General features: G+C 66.4%; 14 protein-coding genes. 1 reads left to right on the top strand and 13 read right to left on the bottom strand.

Features of this window, described 5'->3' with window-relative positions:
* Positions 1-84: 84 nt before the first annotated feature.
* From RAH32_RS06215 to RAH32_RS06205, 3 genes are all read right to left on the bottom strand, one after another.
* Positions 85-2,628 carry a putative PEP-binding protein gene (locus RAH32_RS06215; protein ID WP_306606570.1) on the bottom strand — a complete coding sequence of 848 codons (2,544 nt, stop codon included), beginning with the start codon at positions 2,626-2,628 and terminating at the stop codon, positions 85-87.
* A gap of 73 nt (positions 2,629-2,701) precedes the next feature.
* Positions 2,702-3,292 (bottom strand): peptidylprolyl isomerase, encoded by a 591-nt coding sequence (locus RAH32_RS06210; RefSeq protein WP_306606148.1) that lies wholly within the window; start codon positions 3,290-3,292, stop codon positions 2,702-2,704.
* The gene (locus RAH32_RS06205; protein WP_306606146.1) at positions 3,285-3,791 is read right to left on the bottom strand and encodes a peptidylprolyl isomerase; all 507 of its coding nucleotides are present in this window, start codon (positions 3,789-3,791) and stop codon (positions 3,285-3,287) included. Before RAH32_RS06205 ends, RAH32_RS06210 begins: the two co-directional genes overlap by 8 nt.
* 159 nt (positions 3,792-3,950) lie before the next feature.
* On the opposite strand from RAH32_RS06205, the gene RAH32_RS06200 reads away from it, so the two are divergent.
* Complete coding sequence (locus RAH32_RS06200; RefSeq protein ID WP_306606144.1) at positions 3,951-5,153, top strand: phosphoglycerate kinase; 1,203 nt, start codon at positions 3,951-3,953, stop codon at positions 5,151-5,153.
* 37 nt (positions 5,154-5,190) lie between these two features.
* Here RAH32_RS06200 and RAH32_RS06195 read toward each other — a convergent pair whose 3' ends face one another.
* The 10 genes from RAH32_RS06195 to RAH32_RS06150 all read right to left on the bottom strand — a co-directional run bounded on the left by RAH32_RS06195 (position 5,191) and on the right by RAH32_RS06150 (position 14,198).
* Positions 5,191-5,535: a hypothetical protein gene (locus RAH32_RS06195; protein ID WP_306606142.1), complete on the bottom strand. Its 345-nt coding sequence runs from the start codon at positions 5,533-5,535 to the stop codon at positions 5,191-5,193.
* A gap of 149 nt (positions 5,536-5,684) precedes the next feature.
* Positions 5,685-6,158, bottom strand: coding sequence for a lytic transglycosylase domain-containing protein (locus tag RAH32_RS06190; protein ID WP_306606140.1), 474 nt, complete (start codon positions 6,156-6,158; stop codon positions 5,685-5,687).
* On the bottom strand, positions 6,151-7,545 hold the full coding sequence (gene lpdA, locus RAH32_RS06185) for a dihydrolipoyl dehydrogenase (protein WP_306606138.1): 1,395 nt from the start codon (positions 7,543-7,545) through the stop codon (positions 6,151-6,153). Before lpdA ends, RAH32_RS06190 begins: the two co-directional genes overlap by 8 nt.
* Positions 7,546-7,602: 57 nt before the next feature.
* The gene (locus RAH32_RS06180) at positions 7,603-7,992 is read right to left on the bottom strand and encodes an MAPEG family protein (protein ID WP_306606568.1); all 390 of its coding nucleotides are present in this window, start codon (positions 7,990-7,992) and stop codon (positions 7,603-7,605) included.
* 6 nt (positions 7,993-7,998) lie between these two features.
* Positions 7,999-8,253, bottom strand: coding sequence for a hypothetical protein (locus tag RAH32_RS06175; RefSeq protein WP_306606136.1), 255 nt, complete (start codon positions 8,251-8,253; stop codon positions 7,999-8,001).
* 55 nt (positions 8,254-8,308) lie between these two features.
* Entirely contained in the window at positions 8,309-9,910 is a 1,602-nt protein-coding gene (gene odhB / locus RAH32_RS06170; protein WP_306606134.1) for a 2-oxoglutarate dehydrogenase complex dihydrolipoyllysine-residue succinyltransferase, read from the bottom strand.
* Between the two features lie 4 nt (positions 9,911-9,914).
* Complete coding sequence (locus tag RAH32_RS06165; protein WP_306606132.1) at positions 9,915-12,881, bottom strand: 2-oxoglutarate dehydrogenase E1 component; 2,967 nt, start codon at positions 12,879-12,881, stop codon at positions 9,915-9,917.
* 43 nt (positions 12,882-12,924) lie between these two features.
* Complete coding sequence (locus RAH32_RS06160; RefSeq protein ID WP_306606130.1) at positions 12,925-13,386, bottom strand: hypothetical protein; 462 nt, start codon at positions 13,384-13,386, stop codon at positions 12,925-12,927.
* A gap of 7 nt (positions 13,387-13,393) precedes the next feature.
* Complete coding sequence (locus tag RAH32_RS06155) at positions 13,394-13,744, bottom strand: hypothetical protein (RefSeq protein ID WP_306606128.1); 351 nt, start codon at positions 13,742-13,744, stop codon at positions 13,394-13,396.
* Positions 13,745-13,850: 106 nt separating this feature from the next.
* Positions 13,851-14,198 carry a hypothetical protein gene (locus RAH32_RS06150; protein WP_306606126.1) on the bottom strand — a complete coding sequence of 116 codons (348 nt, stop codon included), beginning with the start codon at positions 14,196-14,198 and terminating at the stop codon, positions 13,851-13,853.
* Positions 14,199-14,246: the final 48 nt, after the last annotated feature.

The following is a 14,246-nucleotide window of genomic DNA, read 5'->3' as shown; positions in this document are numbered from 1 at the left end:
AGGTTTCAGCAGAATGACAACCTTTGCGCGTGCAGCAAGAGGCTGTTGCAATGCAAGAATTTGCGTGATCGACAGCCGAATCAGTCAGCCTTCCCCACGCAGAAGACGCGCGCGGAGGGCCGATTGCGCCGCCGCGAGTCGGGCCACGGGAACGCGGAACGGCGAGCAGGACACGTAATCGAAGCCCGCATCATGGCAGAACCCGATGGATTCGGGATTGCCGCCATGTTCCCCGCAGACCGATATGGTAATCTGCGGGTGCTGCTGTCGCGCCCGCTGCGCCCCGGTCAGCAGCAATTCCCCGACCCCGTCCTGGTCAAGGCAGTGGAACGGATCCTCGGCATAGACGCCCTGGCCGACATAAGTGCCCATGAAGCGGCCCGCGTCATCGCGCGACAGGCCATAGGTCATCTGCGTCAGGTCGTTCGTCCCGAAGGACAGGAAGGCCGAATGGGCGGCGATGTCGCCTGCCCGCAGGCAGGCGCGGGGCGTTTCCACCATGACCCCCAGACGATAGGTGAAATCAGTGCGGCGGTCGTTCCTGACGGCGGCGGCCACCGCGTCGATGCGGTTCTTGACCAGTTCGACCTCGCGCATGGCGCTGACCAGAGGGATCATGATCTCGGGCACCACGGGGTCGCCCTTTCGGCTGGCCTCGATGGTGGCCTCGAAGATGGCGCGGGCCTGCATGTCATAGATTTCGGGAACCGTAATGCCCAACCGGACCCCGCGCATTCCCAGCATCGGGTTGAATTCCGACAGCGCCTCGACCCGGCGGGTCACGTCGGACAAGGGCAGGTCCATGGAATCGGCCAGCTCGCGCAATCCCTCGCGGTCGTGGGGCAGGAATTCGTGAAGCGGCGGGTCGAACAGGCGGATGGTGACGGGCAGGCCGGCCATGATCTCGAACAGCGCGGTGAAATCCTGGCGCTGCATGGGCAGGATGCGGTCCAGGGCGAGGCGGCGATCCTGGGGGGTGTCGGCAAAGATCATCTCTCGCATCGCGGGCAGACGCTCGGCGTCGAAGAACATGTGTTCGGTCCGGCACAGCCCAATGCCCTGCGCGTTGAAGCGGCGGGCCGTGCGCGCGTCTTCCGGCGTGTCGGCATTGGCCCGCACCGCGATGCCCCCCGCCGCATCCGCCCAGACCAGCAACTGCGAGAAATTGTCGTCAAGCGCCGGTTCCAGCAGGGGAACCCGGCCCGCCAGAACCTCTCCGCTGGATCCGTTTATGGTGATCTCGTCCCCTTCCAGCAGCGTGACCGCCCCCGCGCGCAGGATCCGCTGGCGGGCGTCGATGCTGATGCCGGTGGCGCCGACGATGCAGGGCAGGCCCATGCCGCGCGCGATCACCGCCGCGTGGCTGGTGGTGCCGCCCCGTTCGGTCAGGACGCCGACGGATGCGTGCATCCCCCGCACATCTTCGGGGACCGTCTCGCGACGGACCAGGATGCAGGCCTCGTCCCGCGCGGCGGCGGCCTGGGCCGCGGCGGCGGTAAACACGATCCGGCCGGTGGCGGCGCCGGGGCTGGCGTTGATGCCGCGGGCGATCACCTCGCGCGGGGCGCGCGGATCGACCTGCTGGTGCAGCAGATCGGCAAGCGCGCGGGGTTCGACGCGCATCACCGCCTCGGATTCCGGGATGATGCCGTCGCGGGCCAGGGCCACGGCGATGCAGACCCCGGCACGGGATGTCCGCTGAACCCGCGTGGCGTCGATGATCGAGATCTGGCTGTCGGCCACCACGAACTCGATCTGCATTTCTTCTCGCAGGCGTTCGCGCGCGGCGACGCCGAAGCGGATCAGGTCGGCGAAAACCTCGGGCGCGGTTTCTTCCAACGACGGGCCGCGATCGTCGCGGGTCAGGAACTGGGTTTCGGCCCCCGCACCGTCGGCACCCCCATGGTGCTGGCGCTTGAAGCGACCGGTGACGCGAGGGGCGCCGGTCACGGAATCGACGAACTGGATGCTGCCCGATCCGCACAGCCCCGGTCCCAGGCCAAGCGCCATCTGCTGAACCACCAGACCCAGCGGCGCGTCCGGCGGCGCGCCCTTGGCCTGGCGCAACAGCCGCGCGGTCGGTCCGTCCCAGGCGCGGGCCATGGACCGCAGAACCTCGGCCAGCTGGGTGGCGGGATCCTGGGGGAAATCCTCGTCCGTCTCGTCGCGATAACTGCGAAGCGCCTCGGTCAATGCGCCGTCGCCGTCCTGGGCGAACATGTCGGGATCAAGGCGCGCGATGTGGATCGCATAGCTTTGGACGAACCGCCGATACAGGGTGTCGGCATTCGCGCGGCCGATGCGATGGGCAAGCCGCTTGTGCGTCCTGTCGTTGATGCCGACGTTCAGGATCGTCCCCGGCCCGCCCCATTCCGGCATCAGGGCCGAGGGGCGCACGCTGACCAACCCGTCGCCGTCGCTGAAAAGGCCCGCCAGATCGCCCAGGTCGATCCGCCTGCCCGTCGCGATGGACTGCACCGATTCTGCCGGAATCGCAAAGCTGCGCGGCACCGGCAGGCGCATCCTGATCAGCCGTTGCAGGCATTTCGCCCGCCATCCGTGGCACGCGCGTTCCACCCCGGCCGAGGGGGTGATTTCGGTCACGTCTGGAAGGTTGCGCGGCTCCATGTCGCGCGAAAGATAGGCGCGGGGCGGCCAATGCTGCAAGCGCGAAAAAAGGGGGCCACCGGCCCCCCCTGTCTTATTCGACGATCGTGACCTTCGCCATGTAGTCGGGTTCCTCGACCGCGCCGTTGGCGTTCGCGTCGCCTTTCTTGATGCCGGTCAGCACGTCCCAGCCGTCGATCAACTGGCCGACGACGGTGTATTGGCCGTCCAGGAAGGTCGCGGGCGCCAGGTCGATGAAGAACTGGCTGTTCGCGCTGTTCGGATCCTGCGCGCGCGCCATGCCCACGGTGCCTGCCTGGAACGAGACGTCGTTGAACTCGGCTTCCAGATCCGGCAGGTCCGATCCGCCCGTGCCGGCCATGGCAACGTTTGCGCCGTCCTGCTTGCCGTGTTCGACGTCGCCCGTCTGGGCCATGAAGCCGTCGATCACGCGGTGGAAGACCACCCCGTCATAGGCACCGGCCTTGGCCAGTTCCACAAGCCGGGCCACATGGTTCGGCGCCTTGTCGGCCAGCAGGTCCAGGGTAATGGTGCCCTTGGGCGTGCCGTCGGCGCTTGCGACCTCGATCACCATGTTCGGGCCGGGGCCGTCCTCGTGGGCGGGGGCCTGGGCATGTGCAGCCGTCGCGGCCAGGACGAAGGCGGGGATCAACAGATTACGCATCGGCAGCCACCTTGACCGAGATCATGCGGTCGGGATTCGCAGGCGGCTCGCCGCGCGCGATCTTGTCCACATGCTCCATCCCCGAGATCACCCGGCCATAGACGGTATACTGGCCGTTCAGGAAATGGTTGTCCTTGAAGTTGATGAAGAACTGGCTGTTGGCGCTGTTGGGGTTCTGCGACCGCGCGGCGCCCAGGGTGCCGCGGTCATGCGGCAGCTTCGAGAACTCGGCCGGCAGGTCGGGCAGGTCCGATCCGCCCGTGCCCGAACGGCCGGGGTTATAGTTGTTTTCCATGTTGGCGTGCTGGACGTCGCCGGTCTGGGCCATGAAGCCCTCGATCACGCGGTGGAAGGCCACGTTGTCGTATTTTCCGGCGCGGGCCAGTTCCTTCATGCGTTCGGCATGTTTCGGGGCGACATCGGTCAGCAGTTCGATGACGACGGGGCCATCCTTCAGCTGGATGATGATGGTGTTTTCGGGATCCTTGATCTCGGCCATGCGGCCCTCCTTTGCCACGTTCGGTCCTTGGTCTAGGGCTTTGCCGCCCTGATCGCAACGCGCAAACCCCCTCACGCGTTGATCATACTTACGCGAGAGTTGACGCGGGCAGCCCCATGCGGGACAAGCCCAGCAACCCCAATGCTGTGAGGATGGACGATGGCCGATTTCAAGACGATCGATGATCTGGACATGGACGGCAAGGTCGTCCTGACCCGCGTGGACGTGAACGTGCCGGTGGAAGACGGCCGCGTGACCGATGCCACCCGGATCGAGAAGATCGTGCCCACCGTCAAGGACATCCAGGCCAAGGGCGGCATTCCGGTGCTGCTGGCGCATTTCGACCGCCCCAAGGGCAAGCGCGTGGACGCCATGAGCCTGAAGCAGATCGTGCCCGCACTGGAAGCCGCGCTTGGGCAGACGGTCGTCTTCGCGGACGATTGCATCGGCGGGCCGGCCAAGCGGGTGGTGGCGGGGCTGAAGCCGGGCGATGTGGCGCTTCTGGAAAACACCCGCTTCCACGAGGGCGAGGAGGCGAACGACGCGACCTTCGCGGCATCCATCGCGGCGCTTGGCAAGGTCTATATCAACGACGCCTTCTCGGCGGCGCATCGGGCGCATGGTTCGACCGAGGGGCTGGCGCGGCTGCTGCCGTCAGGCGCGGGCCGGCTGATGGAGGCGGAACTGAAGGCGCTGGACGCGGCCCTTGGCAACCCGCAGCGGCCGGTGATGGCGGTGGTGGGCGGGGCCAAGGTCTCGACCAAGCTGGACCTGCTGATGAACCTGGTGGACAAGGTCGATCATCTGGTGATCGGCGGCGGCATGGCCAACACCTTCCTGGTCGCCAAGGGCGTCGAGGTCGGCAAGTCGCTGGCCGAACGCGACATGGCCGACACCGCGCGTCAGATTCTGGAAAAGGCCGACCAGGGCGGCTGCGTGATCCATCTGCCGCTGGACATCGTGGTGGCGCACGAATTCAAGGCAGGCGCGGAATCGCAGGTGCTGCCGGTCGATCAGTGCCCGGCGGATGCGATGATCCTGGACGCGGGTCCCGCGACGGTCGATGCGCTGCGCGAGGCGATGGGGCACTGCAAGACGCTGATCTGGAACGGCCCGCTGGGCGCCTTCGAGATCGAGCCCTTTGATCGCGCGACCAACGCCGCCGCCCAGGCTGCGGCGGATCTGACGCGGGACGGCAAGCTGATCTCGGTCGCGGGGGGCGGGGATACGGTCGCTGCACTGAACAAGGCGGGCGTCGCGGGCGATTTCACCTTCATCTCGACCGCCGGGGGCGCCTTCCTGGAATGGATGGAGGGCAAGGAACTGCCAGGCGTCGCGGCCCTGAAGGCGGCAAAGCATTGATCCGCTGAACTGCGCCCTTGCCGGACGCTGTCCGCCTTTACCCGATTTCCGCCTGCCGAGGATCCGCCGTCGCGTCATCCGCCGGCTTGCCGATTTCGGCAGGGACGGCCTCCGGGACGGCCCTGGCGGCGGGCAGTGCGGGTGTGGCCCGCTCTGCCTCGGCGACCGATGCCTGCTGCTGCTCGGCCGGTTCCGTGCCGCGCGCCGCCTCGGCATAGGTTTTCAACTTTTCCATCCAGTCCCGGAACTCCATCGGCGGTGTGATCTTTTCGATCACATCCTTGAACAGGGAAACGGGTGCCGCCTCGGGGATCGGAGCGACAGGGGCAGGAGAGGTCGGTGTAACTTGTGAAACGTGGATGACGGGTATGCTGGTCTGCATGACGCCCCCGGTGATGTGGAAACTGCCTTTCCACCCTTACAGGATCGGGATGAGTTGCGCCAAAGCCCAAGTCCTTAAGGTTTTAGAAACTTCTCCCCGCCGATGGCAAAGGGCGCCCAGGGGCGCCCTTCATGCCGCAAGGTCAAACGTCAGCCGCGCAGGCCCGTCTGCTTCAACAGGCCCTTGCGCTTGGCCTCGTAATAATAGCCGCGCGAATACCACATGACCGTCCGGTCGGGATCGCCATCGGCCACCATCCAGGCGCCGCGCAGGTATTTGACGCCATAGCGCAGGTTGGTATCGGCATCGAGCAGGCCGGCCGCAGGTCCGCGATGGCCCATGGTGCGGGCGGTCTGCGGGTTCAATTGCATCAGCCCGTAATAGGGGCCGTTGCGCAGTCCGGGATTGTGCCCCGACTCCCGCAGGATGATCCGCTGCACGATGGCGGGCGGCACATCGTAGTGGTCCGCCCAATAGTTGATGCGCGAACGCAGCTGCGGCGTCTCGTTCGGGTAAAGCCCGTTGCGGCTGAGGCCCGCCGGCATCTTCCGGTCGCCCCCGCCGCCGCAGGCGGCAAGGGCAAGCGTGGCAAGGATCAGGCCGCGACGACCAAGATCACACATGAATGGCGCCATCTCCGCAGGCGAGCGCGGCTTCCCGCACCGCTTCCGAAGTGGTCGGATGCGCGTGGCAGGTCAGCGCCAGATCCTGCGCGGCGGCGCCGAATTCCATGGCGACGCAGACCTCGTGGATCATCTCGCCCGCGTTGGGGCCGATGATGTGGCAGCCGAGGATCCGGTCGGTCTCCGCGTCCGCGATCAGCTTGACGAAGCCTTCCGCCTGCATCACGGCCTTGGCCCGCGCGTTGCCCATGAAGGGGAACTTGCCGACCCGGATCTTGCGGCCGGCGGCCTTGGCGGCTTCCTCGGTCAGGCCCACGGCGGCGACCTCGGGCATGGTATAGATCACGCCAGGGATCACGTCATAGTTGACATGGCCGTGCTTGCCCGCGATCACCTCGGCCACGGCCATGCCTTCATCCTCGGCCTTGTGGGCCAGCATCGGGCCGGGCGCCGCGTCGCCGATGGCATAGATGCCGGGGACCGAGGTGGCCCAGTGGGCGTCCACCTTGACATAGCCGCGATCGGTCATCTGCACGCCCAGGGCGTCCAGGCCCAGGCCGTCGGCATAGGGGCGGCGGCCGGTGGCGACCAGCACGACCTCGGCCTCCAGCGCCTGTTCGCTGTTGTCCTTGCGCAGGGTGTAGCTGACCTTGGCCCCGCCTTCGGAGGTTTCCACGCCAGACACGGCCGCACCCAGGACGAATTTCAGGCCCTGCTTGGTCAGGATCTTCTGGAACTGCTTCTGCACCTCGGCGTCCATGCCGGGGGTGATGGCGTCCAGGTATTCGATGACGGTCACCTGCGTGCCAAGGCGGGCATAGACCGAGCCGAGTTCAAGCCCAATGACGCCCGCGCCGATCACCACCATCGATGCAGGGATCTTCGGCAGGGCCAGCGCGCCGGTCGAATCCACCACGATGCCCGCGTCGTTGTCCACCGTCACGCCCTTCAGGGCAGATGGCACCGAACCCGTGGCGATCACGACGTTCTTCGTCTCATGCACGGTGTCGCCGACCCTGACCTTGCCCGGCGCCTCGATCACGGCCCAGCCTTTCAGCCAGTCGATCTTGTTCTTCTTGAACAGGAACTCGATGCCCTTGGTGTTGCCGCCGACGGTTTCGGCCTTGTAGCCCTGCATCTTCTGCCAGTCGACATCGACATGGCCCGCCATCAGGCCCATCTTGGCAAAGTTTTCATGCGTCTCGTGCAGCATGTGGCTGGCGTGCAGCAGGGCCTTGGACGGGATGCAGCCGACGTTCAGGCAGGTGCCGCCCAGGGTTTCTCGTCCCTCGACGCAGGCGACCTTGAGGCCCAGCTGGGCTGCGCGGATCGCGCAGACATAGCCGCCCGGCCCGGCGCCGATCACGATCAGATCATAGGTGGACATGGCTTGCTCCTTCTTGTCCCTCGCGCCCGTGCGGGGCATCGTTCCTGTGCCGCGCGGTCAGATCAGCGCGGCGATTATCATGACCATGGTCGCGGCGAAACCCACCGCCCAGATGACCGACCGCCATGGCACCCAGCCCAGAATATAGGCGGGAACATAGAGGATCCGGGCCAGCAGATAGATCCAGGCGCAAGCTGCCGTCACCCCGCTGGCCTGACCGCCAAGCGTGACGACGACAACGGCCAGCATGAACAGGATCAACCCTTCGAAATGGTTGTTCAGCGCGCGTTGCAGGCGCCCGGCGGTGCCGGCCAGCCTCGGAGCATCGTCGCGCGGACCCATCGCCACCCTGGGGCCGACCTGGAGGTTGGCCGCAATGGAAAACGTCGCGAACTGGACCGCCTGCAAAAGGCCCGCCAGCGCCAGGACCGTCAGTTCGGTGGTCATCATCGCTCAGGCAGTTTCGACGAAGTGATAGCTGGTGGCACTGACCCCGGCCTGGCTGTTGAAGACAGCCGCCGCGCCGTCCAGATAGGCCCGCGCGGCCTTGGCGTCGCTGACGCTGAACAGCGCCCAGGCCGATCCGTCGTTCTCTCGCCACAGTTGCAGCAGGGACAGGCCATTGTTCCCGCGATCCTCGGCATCCGCATCGAAGGCGGTGCGGAAGGATGCATAGTCGTTCACGCTGTAATGGGCGATCATTTGCATGGCTGTCTCCTGTTGCTGAAAGGATGGCGCCGCCGGCATGGCAGCGCACCTGGTCTTACAGATCCATCAGCAGGCGGCGCGGATCTTCAAGCGCTTCCTTGACGCGGACCAGGAAGGTCACGGCGCCCTTGCCGTCCACGATCCGGTGGTCATAGGACAGCGCCAGATACATCATCGGGCGGATGACGATCTGCCCGCCGACCACGACCGGGCGGTCCTGGATCTTGTGCATCCCCAGAATCCCCGACTGCGGGGGGTTCAGGATGGGCGAGGACATCAGCGAGCCATAAACCCCGCCGTTCGAGATGGTGAAGGTTCCGCCCTGCATTTCCTGCATGGTCAGCTTGCCGTCGCGGCCCTTGGCGCCCAGTTCGCCGATTTCCTTCTCGATCGCCGCAAAGCCCTTCTGGTCGGCATCGCGGACGACCGGAACGACCAGGCCCGAGGGGGTGCCCACCGCCACGCCCATGTTGACATAGTTCTTGTAGACCACGTCGGTGCCGTCGATTTCCGCGTTGACCTCGGGGACTTCCTTCAGGGCGTGGCAGCAGGCCTTCACGAAGAAGGACATGAAGCCCAGCTTGACCTTGTGCTTCTTCTCGAAGGCGTCCTTGTATTCGTTGCGAAGCTGCATGATGCCGGACATGTCGGCTTCGTTATAGGTCGTCAGCATCGCCGCGGTGTTCTGCGCGTCCTTCAGGCGCCGCGCGATGGTCTGGCGCAGGCGGGTCATCTTGACACGTTCTTCGCGCGCGGCATCCTGGGCCGGGCGGGGGGCTGCCGGGACTGCGGCGGGCTTTGGCGCGGCCGAGGCCCTGGCGACGTCTTCCTTCATCACGCGGCCGTCGCGGCCCGAGCCGGTCACCTGATCGCGGCTGACGCCCTTTTCGGCCATGGCCTTCTTGGCCGAGGGGGCGTCCTCGACGTCGGTGCGGGGCTGGGTCTGTTCCGGGCCTGCGCCGGGCGATCCGACCTGGCCCGCAGTCACGCCATCCTCGCCGCCCGAGGCCGAACCAACCGGGGCCTCGGCATTGCCGTAGGCGCCCTTGTTGTCGCCCTTGCTCTCGGCCGAGGGCTGGGGGGCCGAGGCGCCCGCGCTGCCGGTGGCGCCTTCGGTGATGATCGCCAGGCGCGCCTTGGCATCGACGGTCGCGCCTTCCTCGGCCAGGATCTCGGCCAGGACGCCAGCGGCAGGGCTGGGAACCTCGACCGAGACCTTGTCGGTTTCCAGTTCGCACAGCATCTCGTCCATGGCGACGGTGTCGCCCGCCTTCTTGAACCAGGTGGCCACGGTCGCCTCGGTCACGCTTTCGCCAAGCGCGGGCACCATCACGTCCACGGATTTGCCGCTCATCTCTTGTCCTTCCGGGGTCTTCTGGGCCGTCTCGGCCTGCTGTTGTGTGTTGGGGGTGTCGCTGCCGGCATCGGTGATCTGGGCCAGCAGCGCGTCGGGTCCGACGGTTTCGCCTTCCGCCACGACAATCTCGGCCAGGATGCCCGCTGCGGGGCTGGGAACCTCGACCGTCACCTTGTCGGTTTCCAGCTCGCACAGCATCTCGTCCACCGCCACCGCGTCACCCGGTTTCTTGAACCAGGTGGCGACGGTCGCCTCGGTGACGGACTCGCCCAGGGCGGGCACGCGGACTTCGGTAGGCATCGGCTTATCCTTCAAGCGACAGCGCCTCGTTCACCAAGGCTTCCTGTTCGGCCTTGTGGCGCGATCCAAGTCCCGTGGCGACCGATGCGGCGGCGTTGCGGCCGACATAGCGGGCGCGGTTATGCCGCGCCCCCAGCCGATCCAGCGACCATTCCAGGTAAGGCTCGACAAAGCTCCACCCGCCCTGGTTCTTGGGTTCCTCCTGGCACCAGACGATCTCGGCGTCCTTGAAGCGGGCCAGTTCCTTGACCATCGACTGCGCCGGGAAAGGATAGAACTGTTCCAGACGCAGCAGGTAGATGTCGTCGATCCCAGCCTCGTCCCGCGCCTTTAGCAGGTCATAGTAAACCTTGCCCGAACAGATCACGACGCGGCGGATGCGGTGATCGGGCACCAGCGTGATGTCGGAACTGCCCTGCTGGGCGTCGTCCCACAGCACGCGGTGGAAGGTCGATCCGGTCTGGAAATCGGCGGCCTTGCTGACGGCCTTGGGATGGCGCAGCAGCGACTTCGGCGTCATCAGCACCAGCGGCTTGCGGAACCGGCGGTGCATCTGGCGGCGCAGGATGTGGAAATAGTTGGCCGGCGTCGTGCAGTTGGCGACGATCCAGTTGTCCTCGGCGCACATCTGCAGGAAGCGTTCCAGGCGCGCGGAGGAATGCTCCGGTCCCTGGCCCTCGAAGCCGTGGGGCAGCAGCATCACCAGGCCCGACATGCGCAGCCATTTCTTCTCGCCCGAGGAGATGAACTGGTCGAACATGATCTGCGCGCCGTTGGCGAAGTCGCCGAACTGCGCTTCCCACATCACCAGGGCATTCGGTTCGGCCAGCGAATAGCCGTATTCGAAGCCCAGCACCGCGTATTCCGACAGCATCGAGTCGATGACCTCGTAATGCGCCTGGCCTTCCGCGATGTGGTTCAGCGGGTAATAGCGGTTCTCGGTCTTCTGGTCGATAAAGGCGGAATGACGCTGGCTGAAGGTGCCGCGCGTGCTGTCCTGGCCTGCCAGCCGCACCCCCTTGCCTTCCAAGAGCAGCGATCCGAAGGCCAGGGCCTCGCCCGTCGCCCAGTCGAAGCCTTCGCCGGTTTCGAACATCTGGCGCTTGGCTTCCAGCAGGCGGCCCACGGTCTTGTGCAGGTTGTGGCCTTCGGGAACGGTGGTCAGCGCGCGGCCGATCTGGGCCATGGTCGAGGGTTCGATCCCGGTCTCGCCCGAGACATATTCGGCGCCCTCGCGATCAAGGCCCGACCACTTGCCGTCCAGCCAGTCGGCCTTGTTCGGCTTGTAGTTCTTGCCGATCTCGAATTCCTCGTTCAGGTGGTTCTGGAACGCGGCCTTCATGTCCTCGATCTCGCCCTCGGGGATCAGGCCGTCGGCGACCAGGCGTTCGGTGTACAGCTGCAGCGTGGTCTTGTGGCCCTTGATGCGGTTGTACATCGCCGGGTTGGTGAACATCGGCTCGTCACCCTCGTTGTGACCGAAGCGGCGATAGCAGAAGATGTCCAGCACCACGTCCTTGTGGAACTTCTGGCGGAACTCGGTCGCGACCTTGGCGGCATGGACCACGGCCTCGGGATCGTCGCCGTTCACATGGAAGATCGGCGCCTCGACCATCAGCGCGATGTCGGTCGGATAGGGCGAGGTGCGGCTGAAATGCGGGGCGGTGGTGAAGCCGATCTGGTTGTTCACGACAATATGGATGCAGCCGCCGGTGCGATGGCCCTTGATGCCCGAAAGCTGCAGGCATTCGGCCACCACGCCCTGGCCCGCGAAGGCCGCATCGCCATGCAGCAGGATCGGCAGCACCGCCGTGCGGTCATGGGTGTCGGAAAGCTGGTCACCCTTGGCCCGCGCCTTGCCCAGCACGACGGGGTTCACGGCCTCCAGGTGGCTGGGGTTGGCGGTCAGCGACAGGTGGACGCTGTTGCCGTCGAATTCCCGGTCGCTTGAGGCGCCCAGGTGGTATTTCACGTCGCCCGAGCCGTCCACGTCCTCGGGCTTGAAGGAGCCGCCCTGGAATTCGTGGAAGATCGCGCGATAGGGCTTCGACATCACGTTGGCCAGCACCGACAGGCGGCCGCGATGCGGCATGCCCACGACGATTTCCTTCACGCCAAGCGCGCCGCCGCGCTTGATGATCTGTTCCATCGCCGGGATCAGCGCCTCGCCCCCGTCAAGGCCGAAACGCTTGGTGCCCATGTATTTGACATGCAGGAACTTCTCGAAGCCCTCGGCCTCGACCAGCTTGTTCAGGATGGCGCGGCGGCCTTCCTGGGTGAACTGGATTTCCTTGCCGTAACCCTCGATCCGTTCCTTCAGCCAGGCAGCTTCCTCGGGGTTCGAGATATGCATGAACTGGATCGCGAAGGTGCCGCAATAGGTCCGCTGCATCAGGTCGGTGATCTGGCGGATCGACGCGATTTCCAGGCCCAGGACGTTGTCGATGAAGATCGGCCGGTCCATGTCGCCGGGACCGAAGCCATAGGTTTCGGGGTTCAGCTCTCCATGGTCGGGCACGTCGCGCAGGCCCAGGGGGTCCAGGTTCGCGTGCAGGTGGCCCCGGATGCGGAAGGCGCGGATCAGCATCAGCGCGCGGATCGAATCCAGCACGGCCTGACGCATCTTGTCCTCGGTCAGGCTGACGCCCTTTTCCTCGGCCTTGGCGGCGATCTTCTTCATCGCGGCAGTGGCCTCGACCTTCGAGGCCATCGGCCATTCGCCGGTCAGCGCGGCCGTGGTCTCATCCGACGGCATCGGCGGCCAGTCGGCGCGCTTCCAGCTCGCGCCCTCGGCCTCGCGCGCGGCATCCTCTCCGGCATCGCCCAGGCTGCGGAAGAAGGCGTCCCAGGCGGCATCGAAGGCAGCGGGGTTCTGCGCCCACTGGCCATAAAGCTGCTCGATATAGGCCGCGTTGTGCCCTTGCAGGAAGGACGAGTCGTGGAAATCGGCGTTGTTGGGTTGGTCGGTCATGTGGCTTCGCGTCCTTGACGCATGGGTTGAAAGGGGGGCGGCGTCAGGCGGCGCTGCATGTGACGATCATCATCTGGACGCCGGGCATGGCGCTGCCTGCGCCCGGCTTGTTGGTGCGGCTGTCCTCCAGGCCCCGCCCGGCGCTGCGGCACAGTTGCACGGGCGCGGCCTCGATCTTGCCGGCGTCGGTCCGGGCGGGGCGGAACAGCACGGTGAAGCGGCTGTCGGCATCCCCGGTTACAGCGATCACCGCGGCCTGGTGCAGGCCGGTGCGGCTGTCCACGGGGCCGGTCGGCAGGGCAGGGGCAGGGGGTGCGACCACCTGCGGCGATTGCGGAACGGGCATTGTGGCCACGGGTGGGACGACGGGCGCAGGGGCGGGGGCCACGGGGGCAGGCTGCTGGCCCGCCGGCGTCATCTGCACGCAACCCGCCAGAAGCGCGGCCGGCAGAAGCACCGACAGGCGGGCAAGAACGGAGGGTTTGGCAGGAAAGCTGGATGTCATGACCGCCTCAGGCACAATAAACGTCGATGATGGCCGCGCCGGGATCGGCATAGGGATCGACACGGGGGATACGCTCGATCCGGGCGACCGCGCGGCGTTCCAGCCCGCACAGCGCACGGGCCGCGCCCTGGTCGGCCCCGGCGGGCGCGCGGGCAGGGTGATAGATCAGCCGCCAGCCGAAATCCCGCCGCGCGACGGTGCGCACGGATTCGGGGGGCAGGGTGCTGGCCTGATGCAGGTTCGTCATGGCAGGGATGCCGCCGCGCAGGATGTCATCGGTGGGCGCGCGGCCACAGGCGGTCAGCGCCAGCAGCGCGGCCAGCGACAAGGGCGCGATGCAGCCGCCGGTCCGGGGCATGGTCCCCTCCGAAATTCTGACTGCGTGCTGCGGCTGGTCGTCCACATCTTCCCCCTGGTTTCCGGTGCCCCCTACTTAAGCCAGGGGCACCGGCTTTTAAATCGCGTCACGCACAGGTGACGGTCATGCGCTGCACGCCGGTGGCGAATTGCGGCCCGGTCGTGTCGATCGGATCGGCGGTGAACACGGTCGAGGCGGTGTTGGCGCAGATCGTGGCGGGCGCGGCTTCCAGCTGTTCGGCCGTCACCGCGTCGTCGCGGTAGAAGACCACATACTGGTTGCCCGTCCGCGTCACGCCCACCACGGCATCGGCGGGCAGGCCGGTCGCCGCCCCCAGGGCCTCGGTATCGACCGGGCTGGTGGTCACGGTGGTCTCGACGCGGGTGATCGGCTCGGGCGCGCAGGCCCCCAGAACGACAGTCGAGGCGATGATTGTCGCGGAAAGCATCTTCATCTTTAATCTCCTGTGGTTACAGAGCGATTGCTCAGCCGGGGGAACGCG

The organism is Paracoccus yibinensis (assembly GCF_030846195.1).
Classification (GTDB): domain Bacteria; phylum Pseudomonadota; class Alphaproteobacteria; order Rhodobacterales; family Rhodobacteraceae; genus Paracoccus; species Paracoccus yibinensis.
The sequence above is the reverse complement of the archived record's forward strand: the minus strand, read 5'-3'. Positions and strand labels throughout refer to the sequence as shown.

What these genes read in the sequence shown, in the direction of transcription:
- RAH32_RS06155 (WP_306606128.1), bottom strand. Translation starts at nt 13,744, where the DNA reads ATGCCCCGGACCGGCGGCTGCATCGCGCCCTTGTCGCTGGCCGCGCTG.
- RAH32_RS06180 (WP_306606568.1), bottom strand. Translation starts at nt 7,992, where the DNA reads ATGACCACCGAACTGACGGTCCTGGCGCTGGCGGGCCTTTTGCAGGCG.
- RAH32_RS06200 (WP_306606144.1), top strand. Translation starts at nt 3,951, where the DNA reads ATGGCCGATTTCAAGACGATCGATGATCTGGACATGGACGGCAAGGTC.
- RAH32_RS06165 (WP_306606132.1), bottom strand. Translation starts at nt 12,881, where the DNA reads ATGACCGACCAACCCAACAACGCCGATTTCCACGACTCGTCCTTCCTG.
- RAH32_RS06210 (WP_306606148.1), bottom strand. Translation starts at nt 3,292, where the DNA reads ATGCGTAATCTGTTGATCCCCGCCTTCGTCCTGGCCGCGACGGCTGCA.
- RAH32_RS06150 (WP_306606126.1), bottom strand. Translation starts at nt 14,198, where the DNA reads ATGAAGATGCTTTCCGCGACAATCATCGCCTCGACTGTCGTTCTGGGG.
- RAH32_RS06205 (WP_306606146.1), bottom strand. Translation starts at nt 3,791, where the DNA reads ATGGCCGAGATCAAGGATCCCGAAAACACCATCATCATCCAGCTGAAG.
- RAH32_RS06190 (WP_306606140.1), bottom strand. Translation starts at nt 6,158, where the DNA reads ATGTGTGATCTTGGTCGTCGCGGCCTGATCCTTGCCACGCTTGCCCTT.
- RAH32_RS06160 (WP_306606130.1), bottom strand. Translation starts at nt 13,386, where the DNA reads ATGACATCCAGCTTTCCTGCCAAACCCTCCGTTCTTGCCCGCCTGTCG.
- RAH32_RS06175 (WP_306606136.1), bottom strand. Translation starts at nt 8,253, where the DNA reads ATGCAAATGATCGCCCATTACAGCGTGAACGACTATGCATCCTTCCGC.
- RAH32_RS06215 (WP_306606570.1), bottom strand. Translation starts at nt 2,628, where the DNA reads ATGGAGCCGCGCAACCTTCCAGACGTGACCGAAATCACCCCCTCGGCC.
- lpdA (WP_306606138.1), bottom strand. Translation starts at nt 7,545, where the DNA reads ATGTCCACCTATGATCTGATCGTGATCGGCGCCGGGCCGGGCGGCTAT.
- RAH32_RS06195 (WP_306606142.1), bottom strand. Translation starts at nt 5,535, where the DNA reads ATGCAGACCAGCATACCCGTCATCCACGTTTCACAAGTTACACCGACC.
- odhB (WP_306606134.1), bottom strand. Translation starts at nt 9,910, where the DNA reads ATGCCTACCGAAGTCCGCGTGCCCGCCCTGGGCGAGTCCGTCACCGAG.